The sequence below is a fragment of the Acinetobacter sp. 24-47-62 genome (genome assembly GCF_056779765.1).
The window spans coordinates 88,728-109,260 of sequence record NZ_JBWYIN010000009.1 but is presented as its reverse complement, the minus strand read 5'-3'; the positions used below and the strand labels follow the sequence as shown (position 1 = coordinate 109,260).

The 20,533-nt window shown below is 39.0% G+C and carries 18 protein-coding genes and 1 pseudogene; 13 read left to right on the top strand and 6 right to left on the bottom strand.

The window, feature by feature from the left end; all coding sequences use genetic code 11:
- Window positions 1-56 precede the first annotated feature (56 nt).
- The 8 genes from pstC to AC1M87_RS08650 all read left to right on the top strand — a co-directional run bounded on the left by pstC (window position 57) and on the right by AC1M87_RS08650 (window position 10,230).
- The gene (gene pstC, locus AC1M87_RS08685) at window positions 57-1,436 is read left to right on the top strand and encodes a phosphate ABC transporter permease subunit PstC (RefSeq protein ID WP_481590288.1); all 1,380 of its coding nucleotides are present in this window, start codon (window positions 57-59) and stop codon (window positions 1,434-1,436) included.
- Window positions 1,436-2,824 carry a phosphate ABC transporter permease PstA gene (gene pstA / locus AC1M87_RS08680; protein WP_092767090.1) on the top strand — a complete coding sequence of 463 codons (1,389 nt, stop codon included), beginning with the start codon at window positions 1,436-1,438 and terminating at the stop codon, window positions 2,822-2,824. Before pstC ends, pstA begins: the two co-directional genes overlap by 1 nt.
- 12 nt (window positions 2,825-2,836) lie before the next feature.
- Window positions 2,837-3,760 carry a phosphate ABC transporter ATP-binding protein PstB gene (gene pstB, locus AC1M87_RS08675; RefSeq protein WP_035267112.1) on the top strand — a complete coding sequence of 308 codons (924 nt, stop codon included), beginning with the start codon at window positions 2,837-2,839 and terminating at the stop codon, window positions 3,758-3,760.
- Window positions 3,761-3,876: 116 nt separating this feature from the next.
- The gene (locus tag AC1M87_RS08670) at window positions 3,877-4,923 is read left to right on the top strand and encodes a M20/M25/M40 family metallo-hydrolase (protein WP_481593468.1); all 1,047 of its coding nucleotides are present in this window, start codon (window positions 3,877-3,879) and stop codon (window positions 4,921-4,923) included.
- A 230-nt stretch (window positions 4,924-5,153) separates the two neighbouring features.
- A complete protein-coding gene (gene purL, locus AC1M87_RS08665; RefSeq protein ID WP_481593467.1) occupies window positions 5,154-8,987 on the top strand; it encodes a phosphoribosylformylglycinamidine synthase in 3,834 nt (1,277 codons plus the stop codon).
- A gap of 104 nt (window positions 8,988-9,091) precedes the next feature.
- On the top strand, window positions 9,092-9,265 hold the full coding sequence (locus tag AC1M87_RS08660; protein ID WP_481593466.1) for a hypothetical protein: 174 nt from the start codon (window positions 9,092-9,094) through the stop codon (window positions 9,263-9,265).
- Window positions 9,266-9,306: 41 nt separating this feature from the next.
- Window positions 9,307-9,831: an abortive infection family protein gene (locus tag AC1M87_RS08655; RefSeq protein ID WP_481589012.1), complete on the top strand. Its 525-nt coding sequence runs from the start codon at window positions 9,307-9,309 to the stop codon at window positions 9,829-9,831.
- Window positions 9,832-10,107: 276 nt separating this feature from the next.
- The gene (locus AC1M87_RS08650) at window positions 10,108-10,230 is read left to right on the top strand and encodes a KGW motif small protein (RefSeq protein ID WP_481593465.1); all 123 of its coding nucleotides are present in this window, start codon (window positions 10,108-10,110) and stop codon (window positions 10,228-10,230) included.
- Window positions 10,231-10,260: 30 nt separating this feature from the next.
- Here AC1M87_RS08650 and AC1M87_RS08645 read toward each other — a convergent pair whose 3' ends face one another.
- Window positions 10,261-12,003 (bottom strand): FAD-dependent oxidoreductase, encoded by a 1,743-nt coding sequence (locus tag AC1M87_RS08645; protein WP_481593464.1) that lies wholly within the window; start codon window positions 12,001-12,003, stop codon window positions 10,261-10,263.
- 159 nt (window positions 12,004-12,162) lie between these two features.
- On the opposite strand from AC1M87_RS08645, the gene AC1M87_RS08640 reads away from it, so the two are divergent.
- Together AC1M87_RS08640 and AC1M87_RS08635 are read left to right on the top strand one after the other, a co-directional pair.
- Window positions 12,163-13,071 carry a LysR family transcriptional regulator gene (locus AC1M87_RS08640; RefSeq protein WP_481593463.1) on the top strand — a complete coding sequence of 303 codons (909 nt, stop codon included), beginning with the start codon at window positions 12,163-12,165 and terminating at the stop codon, window positions 13,069-13,071.
- On the top strand, window positions 13,064-13,381 hold the full coding sequence (locus tag AC1M87_RS08635; RefSeq protein ID WP_092767083.1) for a YqfO family protein: 318 nt from the start codon (window positions 13,064-13,066) through the stop codon (window positions 13,379-13,381). The genes AC1M87_RS08640 and AC1M87_RS08635 overlap by 8 nt, the downstream gene beginning before the upstream one ends.
- Here AC1M87_RS08635 and AC1M87_RS08630 read toward each other — a convergent pair.
- From AC1M87_RS08630 to AC1M87_RS08615, 4 genes and pseudogenes are all read right to left on the bottom strand, one after another.
- Entirely contained in the window at window positions 13,330-14,400 is a 1,071-nt protein-coding gene (locus AC1M87_RS08630) for a helix-turn-helix domain-containing protein (RefSeq protein ID WP_481593462.1), read from the bottom strand. The two genes, AC1M87_RS08635 and AC1M87_RS08630, sit on opposite strands and share 52 nt — an antisense overlap.
- Window positions 14,401-14,580: 180 nt before the next feature.
- Window positions 14,581-15,426: pseudogene (locus AC1M87_RS08625) on the bottom strand (DUF6670 family protein).
- A gap of 330 nt (window positions 15,427-15,756) precedes the next feature.
- The gene (locus AC1M87_RS08620) at window positions 15,757-16,506 is read right to left on the bottom strand and encodes a nitroreductase family protein (protein WP_092767080.1); all 750 of its coding nucleotides are present in this window, start codon (window positions 16,504-16,506) and stop codon (window positions 15,757-15,759) included.
- Window positions 16,507-16,562: 56 nt separating this feature from the next.
- Entirely contained in the window at window positions 16,563-17,363 is an 801-nt protein-coding gene (locus AC1M87_RS08615) for an enoyl-CoA hydratase-related protein (protein WP_481593461.1), read from the bottom strand.
- Between the two features lie 103 nt (window positions 17,364-17,466).
- Between AC1M87_RS08615 and AC1M87_RS08610 the strand changes: the two genes are divergently transcribed.
- A complete protein-coding gene (locus AC1M87_RS08610) occupies window positions 17,467-18,048 on the top strand; it encodes a nicotinate-nicotinamide nucleotide adenylyltransferase (protein WP_481593460.1) in 582 nt (193 codons plus the stop codon).
- A 32-nt stretch (window positions 18,049-18,080) separates the two neighbouring features.
- The gene (locus AC1M87_RS08605; RefSeq protein WP_228143107.1) at window positions 18,081-18,638 is read left to right on the top strand and encodes a YceI family protein; all 558 of its coding nucleotides are present in this window, start codon (window positions 18,081-18,083) and stop codon (window positions 18,636-18,638) included.
- Window positions 18,639-18,665: 27 nt separating this feature from the next.
- Here the strand turns inward: AC1M87_RS08605 and AC1M87_RS08600 are convergent, their stop codons facing one another.
- Window positions 18,666-19,547, bottom strand: coding sequence for a LysR family transcriptional regulator ArgP (locus AC1M87_RS08600; RefSeq protein WP_481593497.1), 882 nt, complete (start codon window positions 19,545-19,547; stop codon window positions 18,666-18,668).
- Between the two features lie 101 nt (window positions 19,548-19,648).
- On the opposite strand from AC1M87_RS08600, the gene AC1M87_RS08595 reads away from it, so the two are divergent.
- Window positions 19,649-20,251, top strand: coding sequence for a LysE/ArgO family amino acid transporter (locus tag AC1M87_RS08595; RefSeq protein ID WP_481593459.1), 603 nt, complete (start codon window positions 19,649-19,651; stop codon window positions 20,249-20,251).
- The last annotated feature ends 282 nt before the right edge of the window (window positions 20,252-20,533 follow it).

The window sequence follows — 20,533 nt, the reverse complement described above, 5'->3', positions numbered from 1 at the left end:
TTTCATTGAAAAAAGTTTTTTCAAACCATGAAAATTGAAAAGACAGTGGAGAATACATGAATCTGCTACTTATAGGTGTGTTACTGGCGATCATCGCCATTGCCTATCAAATCGGATTACGCAAAAGCCGTAACTTAGCAGGTCAGGGAAATAACTCTGCCGCTTTGCATTCACGTCCTGGTTACTATGGGGCATTAGTTGCGTTGTGGTGTGGTATCCCTGCATTTTTAATTTTGATTGTTTGGAATTTAGTTGAGCCAACGATCTTGGAGCAGGTGGTGCTTAATCATTTGCCACAGGATATTAAAGCGAGTCTAGATCCAGCAAGCCTAAACGTAGTTGTTGACCGTGTTCAATCAATTGCGTCTGGATTTGGTGTCAGTGACACGGCAACGGCATATGAAGTTGCAGCTGCAGAGCAACTGAGTAAATTTTCAACTATTGGCTCTTTTGCAAAATTAGCAGTTGTTATTTGCGCTGCATTGGCAGGTTTGGTATGGGCTAAAAAAAGAATTAGCCAAGATTTTAGAGCGCGTAATCAAGTCGAGAAAGTCATCAATGTTGGCTTAGCTTTATGTTCTGGTGTCGCGATTCTTACAACACTAGGGATTGTAATGTCGATGTTTGGAGAAGCGATGCGCTTCTTCAGCTTTGTTAATCCTTTTGATTTCTTCTTTGGAACAGAGTGGAACCCGGGTTTCAGTACTTCGGGAAGTGCAGAAGGAAGCTATGGTTTACTTCCATTGTTGTGGGGTACGCTCATGGTCAGTGGGATCGCACTATTGGTTGCTGTACCAGTAGGTTTAATGATCGCGATTTATTTGGCTGAATATGCTTCTCCTCGCTTCCGTTCTTGGGCAAAACCGACCATTGAAGTTTTAGCTGGTATTCCAACGATCGTTTATGGTGTATTTGCACTCATGATTATTGGTCCATTTATTAAAACTGTAGGGGCAATGGTTGGTATTGATATCAACGCAACGAGTGCGCTCACTGCAGGTTTTGTCATGGGAATCATGATCATTCCTTTTGTGTCTTCTTTATCTGATGACATTATTACTCAAGTGCCTCGAGCATTACGTGATGGATCTTTAGGATTAGGGGCGACCAAATCTGAAACGATTCGTAAAGTGGTCATTCCAGCAGCGTTGCCTGGCATTATTGGTGCATTTTTATTGGCTGCTTCCCGTGCAATTGGCGAAACTATGATCGTAGTTCTAGCAGCTGGTAACAGTCCTCTTTTACACGCAAATCCATTAGAAGCTGTTTCGACCGTAACGATTACGATTGTTAATCAATTAACAGGTGATACTGACTTTGCAAGTCCGCAAGCATTAGTCGCTTTCGCACTAGGACTTACATTGTTTGTGATTACTTTAGGTTTGAACATTGTTGCACTTTACATCGTGCGTAAATACCGTGAGCAATACGACTAATGAGTACTTCTAATCCTAATACTCTCGAGACAGTTGATTCAGCAACAGCTGAGCAGCTTAGAGAAAAGCGTAAGAAGACTATTCAGAATTCTTTAGCTAAACGTCATCGTAAAGAAAAGACGTTCCGTTTCTTCGGTTTTTCAGCAGTGATTGCTGGCTTATTCTTCGTAGTATTGCTATTCGGTAGTATTTTAGCGAAAGGCTTGCCTGCTTTTTGGCAAAGTAGCATGAATTTGCCAATCTATTTCGATCCAAAAATTGTTGAAGTTGGTCCAAAGCCTGTACTGGCTGAAGGTGAGAATCCAGCTCAGTATGAAGAACGCTTTATTGAGTGGCAGACTGAAGTTGGCATGGTGGATTGGGATGCATTGATCATCAATGCCATGATCAAACAAGACCCTCAACTTGAAGCCCAACGTGATGATTTAAGCTATATCTATACGAGCTCTGAAGCATATCGTATCCGTGATATGGTGATGAATGATCCAAGCTTGGTTGGTAAAACAGTGGATGTAAAAGTCCTTGCTGATGCAAATATTGATGTGTGGCTTGCAGGTAATATTGATCGTTCTTTGCCAGATGAACAGCAACAACTTAGTCCTGAGATTCGTCAAATTGCCGATGAACTCAAGGCTAAAGGTGTTATCGAAAATTCATTTAACACGAATATTTTCACGAGTCCTGACTCTCGTAGTTCACCAGCGACATCTGGTTTAGCTGGTGCATTCATGGGCTCATTGTTCATGATGTTGATTGTAATCTTTATTTCGATTCCAATCGGTGTTGCATCTGCGATCTATCTTGAAGAGTTCGCACCAAAGAACTGGATTACAGATATTGTAGAAGTCAATATCAATAATTTGGCTGCTGTTCCATCGATTGTATTCGGTTTGCTTGGTGCTGCAATTTTTATTGGTTGGATGCATTTACCATTATCTGCCCCTTTGGTAGGTGGTCTTGTGTTAAGTTTAATGACATTGCCAACGGTGATTATTACCACACGGGCTTCTTTAAAAGCCGTTCCTCCTTCGATTCGCCAAGCTGCATTAGGATTGGGTGCATCAAGACTGCAAACTGTTTTTCATCACGTCCTGCCTTTGGCATTACCAGGTATTTTAACAGGTGCAATTATTGGTGTGGCTCAAGCATTGGGTGAGACTGCGCCGTTGTTGTTGATTGGTATGAGTGCTTTTGTAGCCAGTGTTCCAGCAAGCCCATTTGATCAATCTACAGCGCTGCCTGTACAGATTTTCTTGTGGCAGGGTAATGAACTTCGTAACTTCTTTGAAGGTCGTACTGCTGCAGCCATTATTGTTCTCCTTGCGATGATGATTAGCTTAAATAGTTTAGCGATCTGGTTACGTAAGAAATTTGAAGTCCGTTGGTAGTCGGAGCAAAATATGAATACAGTAACTTCGCAAGTAACTCAAAATTCCTTAAAAAAGGATCAATCAGTGAATTCAGATCAAACACAATTTACATCTCAAGATGCAAATCAAAAAACGTCAACTTCGTTTGTTTCACAATTTGACACGCAAAGCGAAAATAAAAAAGAAGCAAAATCGGATGTTGTAAAACTGAGTACAACTGATGTTCATGTTTATTATGGTGAATCTGAAGCGATTAAAGGCATTGATCTTAATATTTACCAAAATGAAGTGATTGCTTTTATTGGTCCATCTGGATGTGGTAAGTCAACATTCCTACGTACTTTAAATCGTATGAACGACACGATAGATAGTTGTCGGGTAACGGGTAAAGTCATGTTGGATAATCAAGACATTTATGATCCTAATCTCGACGTAGTACTACTTCGTGCGCAAGTGGGTATGGTGTTCCAAAAGCCAAACCCATTCCCAAAATCAATTTTTGAAAACGTTGCATACGGACCTAAACTCCATGGTTTAGCACGTGACAAATATGATTTAGAAGAGATCGTTGAAAATAGTTTACGTAAAGCGGGCTTGTGGGATGAAGTTAAGGATCGTTTGAATCAGCCTGGAACTGGTTTATCAGGCGGTCAACAGCAACGTCTATGTATTGCTCGAACTATTGCAGTTTCGCCAGAAGTGATTTTAATGGACGAACCTTGTTCAGCACTTGACCCAATTGCTACGGCTAAAGTTGAAGAGTTAATCGCTGAGCTTTCAACACAATATACTATCGCAATTGTTACGCATTCAATGCAACAAGCTGCACGTGTATCAGACCGTACTGCCTATTTCCATTTAGGTGATTTGATTGAAGTGAATTCGACAGAAAAAGTATTTACTCAACCTGATCATCAATTGACTGAGGCATATATTACGGGTCGATTTGGTTAATTAAAAATTTAGAAACATAAATAAAAAGAGTCTTCGGGCTCTTTTTTTATTACAAAAATCTGTGGATGGAATAAGGTTTTTCTCTAAAATGGAATTCTTAATAAACTGATATCCACATGACAATGAAAAAAATACTTTGTTTAACAGCATTAATGACCAGTATTTTTATGTTGAGTGCTTGCTCACATACACCAAATCAAAATCAACAAGTAACCACGCAAATCAATACTTCGAATTTGATCGAACAACGTCTCATGAGTCATCTTAGTGCCTTAGAAGATATTGCAGCAGCTCATGGCGGTAATCGCGCAGTTGGAACGGATGGTGGTAAGGCAACTGCAACCTATATTATTGAAGAGGCAAAAAAAGCTGGTTTGCACGCTCAGATGTTGCCGTTTGAAAATCGCAATAAGCTCGTAGGTCAGAATATTATTATCGAAATCAAAGGTAAAAATCCTGATTTAGCTACGATAATCGGTGCGCATTATGATTCTGTGACCACAGGGCCTGGGATCAATGATAATGGTACAGGTGTAGCCGTTCTATTAGAGCTATTACAACATTATTCAAAATCTGAAAATCATCCTCAAAATACAATTTACCTTGCATTTTGGGATTCTGAAGAAGATGGTATCGGAGGTTCGCAAGATTTTGTTGCTAAAATGACACCTGAACAGCTGAAGGGAATAAAGGCTTATATCAATGTTGATATGGTCGGTACAAAAAATCCGAATATTTTGGTTGCTGATGTAGATAAATCTTCATTAAAAGATTTAGAAGCCCAGTTTAAGTCTGCTGGATTATCTGAATCTGACTATAAACCAATGATTGATGGCTTAAAGTCTTTACCTAGTCATCCAGAAGATACTGCGCTTGAAGAACATTTAAAATCATTCTTTAAAGCAAAGAACTTAACGATCAAAGAAGGCATCACCACTTTAACAGCAAGCGACACATCACCATTTCTAGGAAAAGTGCCGGTCACATCGATCATTTTATTTAATGAACAAGAACGCCCAGGTGCAAACGAGGGCGAAATAATTTTAGATTTTGCTCCATGTTATCACCAAGCTTGTGATAGCCAGGATTTAGTTGATCCAAAATCTATGATTATGGCTCTAGAGGCGATTCAACATCTGTTAAAAGTCACCAACACTCAATAGTTGAGATGACTGAAGAATTATTTAGGTGTATCTCATTTGAATTGCATCATAGGGTGCAATTCAATTTTTTTTACTGAATAAAAAAGATTTATTCGTAAACTCGATCGAAAATATGTCTTAAAGCAGTTTTGCTATCTAGCTGAATTTTGCAATACACAGTAGAATATGCGCTCTCTTCAAGTCACATTGTGGCATGGTTCAAAAGACCATCCCGTGGAGCCAAAATCAGCATGTTTATCGTGGCCGGTGCACCAGCACACTCTTCTTTTAAGCAAACGCAACTATTAACTCGTTTACAGTCAATTAGTTCGGTTCAATCAATAGAAAGTCAATGGGTTTATTTATTCGACCAAGCGCTCAACGAGCAACAACAGCAATCCGCTTTACAGCTTCTAAATGATGGTGCGTCATTTGAATTACGCCAAGCAGCCACAGATGAGATTCAAATCTTAGTCACTCCACGCGTAGGCACAATTTCGCCGTGGTCTTCAAAAGCGACCGATATTTTCGCGAACTGCAACACACCGGTTCATCGTCTTGAACGCGGTGTTTTGTTTACTTTGAAGGGTGTAAAAGACGTTTCAAATGAAATTAAGCAAATTCTGCATGACCGAATGACAGAAAGTGTTTTCAATCAAATTGACGATGCTGCTGCTTTATTCACTGAAACTGAGCCAAAACCGCTGAACTCGATTGATATTTTAGGTCAAGGTAAAGAAGCGCTCGTAAAAGCAAACTCTGAATTTGGTTTTGCTTTATCGGATGAAGAAATTGATTACTTAACTGAAGCATTTATCAAGTTAGGTCGCAATCCGCATGACATTGAACTCATGATGTTTGCACAAGCGAACTCTGAGCATTGTCGTCATAAAATCTTTGGTTCAGAATGGACAATTGATGGAGAAGTCCAACCATTGTCATTGTTCCAAATGATTAAAAATACCTATAAAGAATCACCTACAGATGTATTGTCAGCATATAAAGACAATGCTTCAGTGATTGTTGGTTTTGATACGCAACGTTTTTATCCAAAAAAAGATGAAAATGGTCATTATGTTTATAAATACAAGAGCCAAGCTGCCCACATCTTAATGAAAGTGGAAACCCACAACCATCCTACAGCGATTGCACCATTTGCAGGTGCGGCAACAGGTTCGGGCGGTGAAATCCGTGATGAAGGTGCAACAGGTCGTGGTGGTAAGCCAAAAGCAGGCTTAACAGGTTTCACTACATCTAACTTGAATATTCCAGGCTTCGAACAGCCATGGGAAGAAAACTACGGTAAACCATCTCGTATGGCATCTCCACTTCAAATTATGATTGAAGGTCCATTGGGTGGTGCTGCATTTAACAACGAATTTGGTCGTCCTGCGTTAAATGGTTACTTCCGTACATTTGAGCAAAATGTAAATGGTGATGTAAAAGGTTTCCATAAGCCAATTATGATTGCTGGTGGTTACGGTAACATCCGTCCTGACCACGTTGAAAAAGATGCGATCCAACCGGGCGATTTATTGATCGTGCTTGGTGGTCCTGCAATGCTCATCGGTCTTGGTGGTGGCGCTGCTTCTTCTGTAGATAGCGGTACAATGGGCGAAAGCTTAGACTTTGCTTCTGTACAACGTGAAAACCCAGAAATGGAACGCCGTTGCCAAGAAGTCATTGATACTTGCTGGCGTATGGAAGACCACAACCCAATCGTGTCTGTACATGACGTAGGTGCTGGTGGTATTTCAAATGCGATGCCTGAACTGGTAAATGACCACGAATTAGGTGCAAAACTTGATCTTCGTAAAGTACCATCATTGGAGCCAGGTATGGCGCCAATGGAAATTTGGTCAAATGAAGCGCAAGAGCGTTATGTATTGGCGATCCGTCCATCTTCATTAGAATTATTTGAATCAATCTGTGCGCGTGAACGTTGTCCGTTTGCCGTATTAGGTGAAGCGACTGAAGCGCGTCATTTAACGGTTGAAGATCCATTGTTTGGTAACAACCCAGTTGATGTACCAATGCAAGTGATCTTAGGTGGTACGCCACGTATGAGCCGCGCGTATGACTGTATCGAACGTCACGGTGATGACTTTGATGCTGCACAAGTGACTGATCTTAAAGATGCGATTTACCGTGTGATTAAGAACCCAACAGTTGCGTCTAAATCATTCTTAATTACCATTGGTGACCGTTCAATTACAGGTATGGTTGCACGTGACCAAATGGTTGGTCCATGGCAAGTGCCTGTAGCAGATGCTGCGGTAACAACAACAAGTTTAGTGGGCTACACAGGCGAAGCAATGGCAATGGGTGAACGTCCACCTGTAGCATTGTTAAATCCTGCGGCATCTGCACGTTTAGCAGTGGCTGAGTCAATCACCAACATCATGTCTGCAAAAATCGAGAAAATCAGCGACATTAAATTGTCTGCGAACTGGATGGCTGCAGCAGGTCAAGTAGGCGAAGACCAAGCATTATTTGAAGGTGTAAAAGCCATCGGTATGGAAATGTGTCCTGCGCTTGGCATCGCAATTCCTGTAGGTAAAGATTCTTTATCGATGCGTACTACTTGGAATGACGAAGGTGAAGATAAGTCTGTAACTTCTCCAATGTCAGGTGTGATCACAGCATTTGCACCAGTGACTGATGTGCGTAAGACATTAACACCAGAATTGAAAAACTTAGATTCAGTACTTGTACGTATTGATTTGTCTAAAGGTCAATTCCGTCTAGGTGGTTCGATCCTTGCGCAAGTGTATAAAGCAATTGGTTCTGTAACACCTGACGTAGATAGCTTCGATGACTTCAAAGCATTCTTTGCATTGGTGCAAGATTGGAACAACCGTGGCTTAATCAAGGCTTACCATGACATCGGTGATGGTGGTTTAATCGCAACTGTTGCAGAGATGATGTTCGCTTCACGTTTAGGTGTGGCTTTAGAAGATCAGTCTGTAGCAAGCTTATTTGCTGAAGAAATTGGTGCGGTATTACAAATTGCTAAAGCAGACTGGGATGCACTACAGGCTGAAGTTGCAGCATCAAGTTTAAAAGATGCGATCAGTGTCGTTGGTACAGTGAATACTACTGATACGTTAACGATCAATGGTTTAACGCTTGATCGTGTTGAACTGCAACAAGCGTGGACTGAAGTCTCACATCAGATTCAACGTTTACGTGACAACGTGGATACTGCAGATCAAGAATATAGTTTAATTGCGAATAAAGATCATAAAGGTCTTATTGCAAAAGCGACATTCGATTTGAATGAAGAAATTGAAGCACCGTATATCAATACACGTCGTCCGAATATGGCAATCTTGCGTGAGCAGGGTGTAAACGGTCATGTCGAGATGGCAGCTGCATTCGACAAAGTCGGTTTCAATACGATCGATGTCCATATGAGTGACTTACTTGCTGGTCGTGTAAGCCTTGATGAATTTGAAGGTTTAGTGGCATGTGGTGGTTTCTCTTACGGTGACGTATTAGGCGCTGGTGGTGGTTGGGCGAAGTCAGTATTGTTCAATCCTAAACTTCGTGATCAATTTGAGAAATTCTTTAACCGTCAAGAAACGTTCTCACTCGGGATCTGTAACGGTTGCCAAATGTTGTCTCAATTGGCTCCATTAATTCCAGGTGCTGAAAACTGGCCACGTTTCCATCGTAACGTATCAGAAATGTTTGAAGCGCGAGCTGTAAACGTTCGTGTTGAAAAATCTAAATCTGTACTGTTAGAAGGTATGGAAGGTTCGATTTTACCAATTGCTGTGGCGCATGGTGAAGGTCGCGTTGTTGCAGCGGACAGCTCTATTGCTGCATTGAATGCGGGTAATCAAGTGACTTTACGTTATGTTGATAGCCAAGGTAATCCAACTCAACATTACCCATTGAACCCGAACGGCTCACCTGAAGCAATTACAGGTGTGACTTCAACTGATGGTCGTGCAACGATTATGATGCCTCATCCAGAGCGTAACTTCCGTGCGATTCAGCACTCTTGGAAACCTGAAGATTGGGATCAAGATGGTGCATGGTTACGTATGTTCCGTAATGCTCGTAAGTTTATTGGTTGATTAAATCAATAGATTGAAAAAGCCACCATAAGGTGGCTTTTTCATAAGTAAATTATTGTTTTGAAGATGTAGAATTGAGTTGAAAACAAATAAAGAGTTCTCAAATGTCTGGTTTAATTGAAAAAGTATTACACTTGCGTGAATTGCTAATAGCTAGGGCTACAGATAGTTATGAAAAAGGTGCCTCAGAGGCATTTAAAGAGCTTAGAAAAGAATTGCTGATAAAAAAACCCTTTATGGATATATTCCATTTATTGTTAAAGATACAAATACCTTAGATGAGTTTGAAGCGAGAATTAAATGGGATTTTAAATCTTATGTGGAACGTGAGAATTATATTTATTCAGAATTTAAAGAGTTATTGAATGTTTTAGAAAGACGAAATACTTCTCCCTTAGATCAAGTAGTGGAGTTGAGAATTAACGAATTAAGTTCTGATTATATTCATCAAATATGGCAGAAAGCATTAGAGCGGAGAGTAACTGATCCTGATGGTGCTATTACATTAGCAAGGACACTTTTAGAGTCGACTTGTAAATATATTCTTGATGAACATCAAGTTGACTATGGAAATGCACCTGATATTAATCAACTGTATAGATTAGTCAGTAAAGAATTAAATTTAGCGCCTTCTCAACACACAGAACAAACTTTTAAACAGATTCTTGGAGGATGTAGTTCAGTGATTGAAGGCTTAGGATCATTGAGAAACAAAGTAGGGGATGCACATGGTCAGGGCAAAAAGAATTTTAAGCCTGCATCGCGTCATGCTGAATTGGCAGTCAATTTAGCTGGATCAATGTCGGTTTTTTTATTTTCAACGTGGAGCTTAAAAGAAAAATAATGAATAAATTTATTAATAAAAAGCATTGTTAAATAGTATCTTAAATTTACCTTATGGAAAAATAAATGTAGATTCGCTAACATGAGCTTATTCGGTCACCATTTTGGTGGTTTTTTCTTTTATAGATTTGGTTTCAAAATCTTTCTCCCACTGGACTTGGTTTGGTTTTTGCTTTTATATAGAGGTTAGGACAAGTGTATTTATTGGACATATAGCTAACCATAATAAGTAAGAATTTAATGCGGTTCGTTTTTAACTCAGGTATGAGGTGACGATATGACCAGAACAATGATGATACTGAACAAACACGAGTTGAGGCAAAAAGGCTGGAAGCTATTCGCTTTTGTGGCCAGTCTTCAAATCCTATTTTTAATTGCAGGTTATTTCTTAACTGCGTAAAAAAAGCCACCTTAAGGTGGCTTTTTTTATTTAAACAGTAAGTTGAATCTGTTTTAGAACTGCTTTCAATGTACTTTCATAATCAAAAGCATCGTTGGTACTGTCTTGATAACGCCAAGCAACATAGCCATCTGGACGTACTAAAACAGCACCAGACTCATGAATTTCAGACTTCGCATTCCATGTACCATAGACATCACGATAATCTCTTGAACCGATTTGAATAACATCTAAATACCCAAGATTAAGTTTTTCAGCAGCTTGTTTCCAGCCTTTGCCTGAGAGGCCTGTGAGTAAGGTAAAATGACCTTTGCCCGTAATATCTAGAGTTGAAACTTTTTGACCTTTAGCATTGATGAGCCAAGTATGCGGTACTTTTGCTCCAGGGCGTGTAGTGGCTTGTAGGTAAAGTTGATCATCTTGTTTAAATACTTCAGGTTCTGATTCAGAGATGACAGCATTTGAGCTATAACGCTGATTCAGTTCAACACCTTGAGCATTAAATTCAAAATTTTTAATTGCTAATGCATTGTAGAGTTTTGTACGTATTTCAGCGCCTTGTTCATTTTCAGCAAAAATACGCTCCAGCATTTGCTTTTGGGTTGTTACACCTTGATCAAAACCAAAAACTTCTTTGAGGTGTTTATAATCAAATCGTGATTGGTTGGCACGTGCAACAATTTGCTTACCTACAGGCGCACGTTCAACGGTATAAGAATCGAGAAGCGTAGGTTGAGACCAACCTTTAACTGCATATGCAAGTTTCCAACCAAGGTTAAAGGCATCCTGCATGCAGGTATTTGAGCCTAAACCACTTGATGGTGGATGACGATGTACGGCATCGCCACCACAGAACACGCGACCTTTCGAATATTCAGTTGCCCATGTTTGGTTCACGTACCAATAAGACAATTTTTGAATTTCGACATCTTCTACATGCTCACCAACGAAGGCATCAAGGCGTGCGCGAACTTGTTCTTCAGTCACTTGAGGCTCACCTTTAGAAATATCGAAGCCCCAACCCATAATCCACTCATTCCATGGGGTGATAGCACGCAATAGCCCCATACCTAAATCACCAAAACTGGCTTCAGGATTGACAATCCATTGCAAAATCGCAGGACGGTGCTGAACGTATTTAGACAAATCTGCCTTGAAGGTTACATAGACTGTACCAGCCCGTGCCATCACGCCTTCAAGGGGTAATCCAAGCTGTTCAACGACTTTTGAACGTGCACCATCCATTCCCACCAAGTATTTGGCGCGTAAATTGAATTCGGTATTGGTTATCCGATTGAGGAAAGTCGCAGTCACACCGTGTTCATCTTGTACGTGAGATAAATATTCAGTATTGAAGTTAAAAATAGCGCCTCGCTCAGCCGCATTTTTAACGAGTAGCGCTTCCATTTTAGGTTGGATAAGATCTACTAAAGGGCATGGACTTCCTTTGATATAATCGCCATGACGTTCATCGCCTGTGCCCCAAGCACTGATACGGGCAATTTCTTCGCCGACTAAACTGGTTGTGATCAGGCTTTCACCCATGTGTTCCCAAGGTGTTGCGATTTCCTTCACCTGTTCTTCGATACCTAAATCACGGAGGACTTCCATGGCACGTTGATTAGTAATATGTGCACGAGGACTGTTGGCTAACCAATTAAACTGGGTAAACAATTGAACTTTAACGCCATAATTGGCAAGGGCAAGTCCTAGAGTTGAACCAGCAGGACCAGTACCAATGACAAGAACATCAGTGTCAAAATGTTGAGACATGCTTTTTCCTAAATGAGTTGAACACACGGGGAGAGTTTTTGAATTGAGTCAGTCTAGAAAAAAAGTGCAGTGATCTATAGTCGTATTCATATAAACTATCGATCTATATAAAATTCAAAGTAATGAACGTGCACTTATGCACGATGGGCTGATTGAGATATGGAATTACGACATTTACGGTATTTTATGACTGTTGCTCAAGAGCAAAGCTTTACTAAAGCTGCCGAAAAGCTCTATACCGCACAACCATCACTCAGTCAGCAAATTAAAGATCTTGAACACGAAGTCGGTGTTACTTTATTTGATCGGACCACTCGTAAAGTCAAACTGACTGATGAGGGGGAAGCATTTTTAAAATACGCAGCTTTGACGCTGGACAATGCCAAGCAAGCTGTAGCTGCAGCTAGACAGGTCGCTCAGCAAAAGAATAATCAGATTCACATTGGATTTTTGAATGTGGCTGAACTGAAACTGATGCCTAGCATTCTGGCGCAGTTAAGAAAGAATATTCCTAATCTTAAAATTCATTTACACAGTTTGACTTGTACTGAGCAAATACAAAAACTTAGAAATGCTGAACTTGATATATGTTTTACTCGATACAAAATGGATCATTCAGATTATGAAGATATCCATATTTTGACAGAACAAATTTATTTGGTGGCTGCGGACAATCTTCATCCTTCAGAACGGACATTGAAACTACAAGAGTTAAAAAATTCATCAGTGATTATGTGTGAACAAAATGCTTCACCAATATTCTATGACAAATTAAATGTTCTAGTTCCCTTCGAAAAGATGGATGATCAAATGCTGTGGGTGACTAATGTATTACAGCATATCAATCTGATTAATTTGGGAATGGGCTTTAGTTTTGCTCCCGAATACCTCCTGAAGTTTTTAAATCATAATATCAAAATTGTGAAAACAGATGAGCAATTACCACAGCTTGGTCTATATGCGAATTATCATCGTCATTCAAACAATATTGCATTGAAAATGATTACTGAAGCCCTTATGCAAATGACAACAGAGCGGAAAAGAGTGGAAGAGGTTATTCATGCTTAAACTGATCTATTTTGTACCAGAATCACATCTAGAGTTGACGAAACAGGCAGTATTTGAAGCAGGTGCAGGCGGGATCGGTGATTATGAGCAATGCGCTTGGCAGGTCAAGGGCTTAGGTCAATTTAAACCTGTCAATGGGGCTCAACCATTTATAGGTCAAGTCGGAGAGCTTGAACAAGTTGAAGAGTGGCGTGTAGAAACTATTGTGCCTGAAGATAAAGCCATAGAAGTGGCACGTGCATTAAAAGCCAGTCATCCTTATGAAGAACCAGCTTTTGAATTCTTACACATTATCTCTATTGACCCATGATCGGTTGAATTTTGTATGCGCTGACGATACGAGGATGGAGATTCTCCTGTCCAATATTTGAAGGCTCGAGAAAAGGCTGATGGCTCTGAAAACCCTGTTAAATAGACAATTTCATCATGTTTGAGTGCGGTTTTCGCTAGTAACTGACGAGCAAGTTTTTGTCTGAATGACGTTAGAACATTCTCGTAATTAGTTCCAATATCTTTGAGTGAAATTTGGATTTTACGCGGGGAGAGTTTAAGAATTCTTGCGATATCTTCTAGAGCGAATTGTCTTAATTTTAGTTGTTCGCCTAAAGCCTCTTCAATTTGAATGACTAGTTCATGTTTATCTACAAGTTCAATGTGCTTCTCAATGATAGATTGATGTAACAGAAATAAATCAGGCTGAGCAGACGGAGAGGCATATTCTAGAATTTCTGCTTTGAATTTTATACAACCATAAGGCTGATTAAAATAAACTGGGCAATGCCATAGCTCATGATATAAGTCCTGAAACTCTGTATTGTCGTAGCTGAGCCAAATTTCTTGTGCTTGAAATTTTCCCTGACTGATATAATCAAAAAAAGATAAAACAATGGTAATCGTACATTCTAAATAATGACGGACAGGGTGATGAAAACCTCTTAGGGTAACGGTGTCATCTTCTATGTGAAGTTCAATATCCAATCCTGTAGTGAAATATTGATAGTATTTCATTGCTATTTTTAATGCATCGCCAAAATTTGCACTACTTAAAAAAATGTATTCAAAAAGTTGACCACGAAAAGTGGGGAGATGGTGACCGACAGTTAAACCAATATTGGAATTTTGTGTAATAACTTCTGTGAGTTCCCAGAATTTTTTTTGAACACGATTGTCATATCTTAAATCGCGTTGAGGATAGTCGATTGGATGTTGTAACGCATTTAATTGCGAAAATATTAAATCCACATCAACGCCCATATTTTGCAGTGTCTCGTATACCATGCTTGGAAAAATACCAGCATCAGTTCTGATTTTACTTTTTCTTGCGCTCATACCGATATTCAAGACTCAAGTCATGCATTGGAAAAACTAAGGATGCTCTATCCTCAGTTTAAAATGCTGAAATTATAATGTTGAAATGAGTTTAGAAATAATTTGAATGAATGAACATGTCTTTAAATGTCAAAGCCCCATCTCATGAGGCTTAATTATTGAAAGTTTATTTTGAAGCGCTTAATTGCTTATAGGATCAATATACTCAATATAACCTCGACCCTGAATATGCTGACCTTTGAATTGACCTGAATATTGGTAACTACCTGCATAACCGCCAGCCATACCATATTTAAAGTCGCCATTAGCCTTGCCATAAATAGAAATCAGAAGATTGCCTTGATCATCATTGACTTGCCATTCAAAGACTCGAGGTAAACGCATTTTAATGCCATTTGGTGTAGTTACAGGTTCAGGCTCATATTCATGCACCACAGATTCAAGCCCTCGTTCGTATATTCCTCCATGATGATCTACAGAACGAACATAAACACGACTTTGCAAAACTAAGCCCATTGGACCATGAGTGTCCACAAATAAGACTTGAGTGTGGTTATTAATATTTAAGATTTGATAAGTAAAAAATCGAATGGGAATGTTGATATTGACACCACGTGCATATTCGAAGGTGCATAGACCTTGAACTTGAGTTTTCTGTCCATCGATTTCTAAATATCCTTGGTACTCACAAAGCAGTGACTAATGTTCATACATGCTTCCGGCGAGTTTAACGAAATGTGCGATTTTATCAGTCGCTTTTAATTTAATTTCATAATTGAAAGCATGACCTTGGCGAGTTGCTTTAATGTCTGGGTAGTTAACCTCTATAACTAAGTCATTACCGAATTTGAGATATTGACCATTAGTCGCCAGTAAACATTCATGCTGTATACTATATCCAGAAAATAAATTAGGCTGCGTTGCAGCAGTACCAATTAATAGATTTGCGGTATCTAAATCTGAAGTTTTTATTAAATGAGAATTTCTGAATATTTTAACGAGAGGTTGTCCTGCAACCACAATCATATTTAAGAAGTTGAATGGGGCAGGTAGATTGGGAATCATGATCCCGTAGTGTACACAGGTATGTTTTCCGAGAGGTGTGTGGATCGCAGTGTTTGCATCAAAAGCTTGACCATTTACTAGAGCTGAATGATCTATATGTTTAACAATGCTTGAGGGAAGTTTAATTTTCATCTTATTCTCAATTAATATTTTGGCTTAAAATCATTTTTGGAAAAATACAATCAAAAATATAAATCGAGATAAAAGAAAAAAATTGACACTACAAACAGTAAGCAATTGTTTGAAGTGTCAACACGAAAAATAAGTCATCAAAAATGTGTGATATTACATTTAAACTTTTTGAATAAATAAGTCTCGATCGAAACGATATTGTGGGAAGAACACACCATCTTCAGCACGCTCTCCCGCACCAATGACCATAATTGGAAACTCTTTAGCATTTAGCCCCAATGTTTTACATACTAAAGGTTCGTCAAAACCTTCCATCATACAACTGTCGAATCCATAAGCTCTGAGCGCGAGTACAAGATTTTCGCAGGCTAAAGCTGTTGTCTTCGCTGCCCAAAGTTTGGCATCCGCAGGTGTAAAAGCGGTAACAGGCATTTGTTTGTCAAAAGTACGTGCTACTTTGAAAGTTACTTTCTTAAAGTTACCAATTGCATTTAAGTAACCCGTTTTATAATTCAGTGGAATATAGGTGTAATATTTTTTGACGAGTGGAGGAATCTCAGGAAATGGAAATTCTTGAATATTCAGCTTTGCCATTTCATTAATTCGATCTGTACGTGCGACACAGACAATCAATTCAGCCGCTGTGCGCGCAGCCCATTGATTTAGACACGCTTTTACAATCTTTTGTTTCTTTTCAGGATTTTGGACAACATAAAAAGTCCAAGGTTGTAAGTTAGATGAATTAGGGGCCAAGAGTGCTAAATCTAAACATTGATCGAGGATATCAGACGGTATAGGTTTTCCTGTAAACTTCCGAACAGATCGACGACTGGTCACGACCTTTTTGAAATTTTCAACATCAATGCCTTGTGGTGCAGGTTCGTAGTAGCGTTTTTTTTCAGTCGTCATGATCCATTCCTTAGATAGAGAGTATTCACCGAGTCGTGAGACTCGGATCTTTTAGCTTAATTAAATTGTGTGAAATCAGGTTTACGTTTTTGCATAAAAGCTTGTACAGCTTCCATCATTTCTGGAGAACCGACGCGCCCCATAAAGATTACTGCTTCATGATCAATCCAGGACACGATCTCATTAACATCATGTTTCATTAAGGCTTTAGATTGCACGAGAGAAGCAAGTGGTAGTGAAGCCAGTTGAGTGGCTTTTTGAGCGGCAGTTGCATAAACGTCAGATTCAATACTGTTGATCAAGTTTGCAGCCAATGCTTTTTCACTGTCGAATTTATCAGCAGTTAATAAAAGTTCTGCTGCTTTCACATGACCTGCTTGACGTGCTAGTAATTTACTAGATGCGCCTTCAGGTGAAAGACCTAAGCTTACAAATGGAATTTGGAACAAAGCAGTGTTATCTGCATAAACTAAGTCACAATGCAATAAGATCGTTACGCCAATACCAATTGCGACACCACGTACCGCAGCAATCAAGGGTTTAGAAAATTTAGCAGCAGATTTTAAAAGCACAAAAGGAGGACCATCTTCTGGACGAATTTGATCTTTCATCGCCGCAGATTTCATGAAGTCTTGCATATCATTACCAGCACTGAAATCCGCATCTTCGCCACGTAAAATGACCACACGAACAGCTTGATCTTTGTCTGCTTCATCAAGGGCTTTGGCGATCCAGAGGTATAATTCGCCGTATAATGCATTTTTGGCTTTAGGACGATTAATCGCCAAGGTCAGCACACCATCTTCTAATTTTGCATTTAAATGCTCATGAGGTTGTTGAATACAACTTAATGACATCGTACTATCCTTGCTTTCAATTAATATAGATTTTATGAAATCTATTATGTCGTATTCTGGCGAAGAGTGACATAACTGATCAGTTCATAAACGTGACTTGGCGATGAATTATAAATTTGATTATTTGGTTTATATCGGACGTTTTCAGCCTTTTCATTTGGCACATATGGAAACCATTAAAATTGCGCTAACGCATAGCCAGAACGTTATTTTAGCGCTTGGTTCTGCTCAATTAGAGCGGAATATAAAAAATCCATTTTTAGCCATTGAACGTGAACAGATGATTTTGTCTAACTTTTCTCCTGATCAACAGGCAAGAATCAAATTTGTACACGTCATTGATGTTTATAATGATGAAAAATGGCAAAAATTGGTCAAATCTTTAGTGGTGAGTGTAGTACAGCCAAATGATCAAGTTGGCTTAATCGGTCACTTTAAAGATGACTCATCCTATTACCTCAAATTTTTCCCAGAATGGGAGATGTTGGAACTCGATAGTTTAAAAGGTGCAATTTCTGCAACACCACTTCGCGAAGCATACTATCGGGGGGAAATTATGGAAAAAGAACTTCCCCACGGAACCATTCAATTTTTACAAGCGTTTCAAAACTCAGAAATTTACCAACAACTGAAAACTAAATACCAACGTCAAGACAGTACAAGTTTGAGTGCATCAATTGAATGATTGTGTTTAACACAAGAAAACCGAGGGAAATCGTGCGTACTATTACACAAATGAGTTTGGCCACAGTGCTGTTATCTGCTTCTGTTTTTGCTCAAGCGCAAACATGGACACTATCACCTAGCAGTAAGATCAGCTTTGATATCCGATCTGCAGGAATGTCGATTGTAAATGGGCAATTTCAAAAGTATCAATCACAGATGAATTTTGACCCGGCACAGCCTAATCAAGGTTCAGCTAAATTTGTGATGGATGTGAATAGCCTTAAACTGAGCAAAAACTCTTTAAAGGATATGGTCTTTGGTGACAGTTTCTTTCATGCAAGCAAATATAAAACTGTGACCTTTCAAAGTAATCAAATTCGTGCTTTAGGAAATAATAAATACAAATTTGATGGACAACTCACTATGCGTGGTGTGACACGCCCAGTTTCATTTGATACAACTTTAACTCCAAATGCATCGAATCCAAATGTGTTGAATGTACAATCTTCAACAGTCATCAACCGTAGTGATTTCGGTATGCGCAAAGCGATTGGTGGAATTGGCGAAAAAGTGAATATCAAGCTTGAAGGGCAATGGAAAGCCAACTAAATTGAGAAAAAGAAAGCAGTGATTCAATCACTGCTTTTTTAATGTCATAAGTATGTCAGTAATATGTTTGAGTTGTGGGGACTGCTGTTTCCAATGATGCCAATATAGATCAACGTCTTGTGTTGCCTCAGGCAACAAACAAATCAATTGTCCTTGATCGAGTAAGTCTTGAATTTGCAGTTCAGGCACCATGCCATAGCCTAAGCCGAGTTGGATTGCATCGACAAATGACTTAGAAGAGGGGACATAATGATATGGATAACTAGATTCCGGTAATCCAAATTGATTCAGTAGAACCGTTTCATGTAAATGATCTTTATCATTAAAGATGACCGCAGGCGCACGGCGAAAGGAATCTCGATTTAGTCCGTTTTTAAACCATGCTAATTTGAATTCTGGCGTACACACCATTTGATAACGCATCGTGAACAAAAATTCTGAGTGGCAACCTGTCATGGGTTGGGATTCAGCGCTTATACATGCATTTACATAGCCTGATTCCATTAATTGATGCGTATGATCCTGATCATCTATTCGAAGTTGTATTGTGATTTTATGCTCTATTAACTGTTCAGCAATCGCAGGCAAAAGCCAAGTTTCTAATGAATCTGCATTCGTTCCAATGATAATTTTATAAAACTCAGAATTTTGATTTTTTCCCTGAATAAGCTGCAGAACATTTTCTTCTTGACGCTTTTGCCTTAATAAATGTTCAAGCAATATTTCACCTGAATGTGTCACACGACAAGGTCGTTCTCTAAGAATTAATGTTTGACCAATCTGCCGTTCCAATTGTTGGACACGAAGAGTAATTGCAGCCGCAGAGAGACAAAGCTTTTTAGCTGCCAGATCAAAACTTCCAGTTTCCGCCACGGTGATAAACGCGACACAGTCTTTATAATTGAAAATCATGATTTAATAAAACTTAATGAACTTAATATTAATTTAATAATACTCAATTTGAGATTGAATTGTTCATAATCCGCCTAATGATAAATATTAGGTGTTTTATGTCTTTATCCGTACTGTTTAATGGCTTTGTAACGAGTTTAAGTTTGATTATGGCGATAGGCGCTCAGAATGCTTTTGTCCTTAAACAGGGCTTAAAAAAAGAATATGTTCTGTCTATTTGCCTCATTTGCGCCTTTTCAGACTCACTTTTAATTTTGGCTGGTGTATTTGGATTTGGGAAGTTTATCTCAGACCATCCACAAGTGATGACATATGCACAATGGGGTGGGGCTATATTTCTAGTGGTATATGGTTTACATCATTTTTATCAAGCATTTTCGACCAAAAAATCGATGTGTCTTGATCATCATACGGCTGTTTCATGGTTTAAAATTATTCTCATTTGCTTGGCATTTACATGGCTGAATCCTCATGTGTATTTAGATACTGTCGTGCTTGTAGGCGCAATATCGACGCAATTTGAAGATCACTTATTATCGTTTGCCATAGGTGCGATCACGGCATCATGGTTATTTTTCTTTAGTTTGGGTTTTGGTGCGCAATATCTATCAGCTTACTTTCACAATCCCCGCGCATGGCAAGTCTTGGATATTTTGATTGCTTTAATCATGTGGTACATCGCCTATAACTTAATTAGTTAACTAGAAATTAAAGCATGGAGTTGTGCAAAAAACCTTTTAAAAGACAACTTTTATTTTCCAAATTTTTGATCACAGTATCTGTAACTCTAAGAACCACCTCATAATTTTTGGTCATATTTAAAATTTTAATTAATACTGTCTTAGATTATTCATGGCTAGATTCACTGTGCTTCGATCGATAACTTGATATTTATGCTTACTTAAATTTTCAAACTAAGTCGCTCTGAATAAGTTGGACGAGATACTTTTCTAAGGTTGTAATATGATCGAATATAACTGTGA

Bases quoted from the DNA above. Each gene is read 5' to 3' on its own strand.
- purL (WP_481593467.1), top strand. From the start codon at position 5,154: ATGTTTATCGTGGCCGGTGCACCAGCACACTCTTCTTTTAAGCAAACG.
- pstB (WP_035267112.1), top strand. From the start codon at position 2,837: ATGAATACAGTAACTTCGCAAGTAACTCAAAATTCCTTAAAAAAGGAT.
- AC1M87_RS08635 (WP_092767083.1), top strand. From the start codon at position 13,064: ATGCTTAAACTGATCTATTTTGTACCAGAATCACATCTAGAGTTGACG.
- pstA (WP_092767090.1), top strand. From the start codon at position 1,436: ATGAGTACTTCTAATCCTAATACTCTCGAGACAGTTGATTCAGCAACA.
- AC1M87_RS08595 (WP_481593459.1), top strand. From the start codon at position 19,649: ATGTCTTTATCCGTACTGTTTAATGGCTTTGTAACGAGTTTAAGTTTG.
- AC1M87_RS08645 (WP_481593464.1), bottom strand. From the start codon at position 12,003: ATGTCTCAACATTTTGACACTGATGTTCTTGTCATTGGTACTGGTCCT.
- AC1M87_RS08660 (WP_481593466.1), top strand. From the start codon at position 9,092: ATGTCTGGTTTAATTGAAAAAGTATTACACTTGCGTGAATTGCTAATA.
- AC1M87_RS08670 (WP_481593468.1), top strand. From the start codon at position 3,877: ATGACAATGAAAAAAATACTTTGTTTAACAGCATTAATGACCAGTATT.
- AC1M87_RS08640 (WP_481593463.1), top strand. From the start codon at position 12,163: ATGGAATTACGACATTTACGGTATTTTATGACTGTTGCTCAAGAGCAA.
- pstC (WP_481590288.1), top strand. From the start codon at position 57: ATGAATCTGCTACTTATAGGTGTGTTACTGGCGATCATCGCCATTGCC.
- AC1M87_RS08630 (WP_481593462.1), bottom strand. From the start codon at position 14,400: ATGAGCGCAAGAAAAAGTAAAATCAGAACTGATGCTGGTATTTTTCCA.
- AC1M87_RS08650 (WP_481593465.1), top strand. From the start codon at position 10,108: ATGACCAGAACAATGATGATACTGAACAAACACGAGTTGAGGCAAAAA.
- AC1M87_RS08615 (WP_481593461.1), bottom strand. From the start codon at position 17,363: ATGTCATTAAGTTGTATTCAACAACCTCATGAGCATTTAAATGCAAAA.
- AC1M87_RS08610 (WP_481593460.1), top strand. From the start codon at position 17,467: ATGAATTATAAATTTGATTATTTGGTTTATATCGGACGTTTTCAGCCT.
- AC1M87_RS08620 (WP_092767080.1), bottom strand. From the start codon at position 16,506: ATGACGACTGAAAAAAAACGCTACTACGAACCTGCACCACAAGGCATT.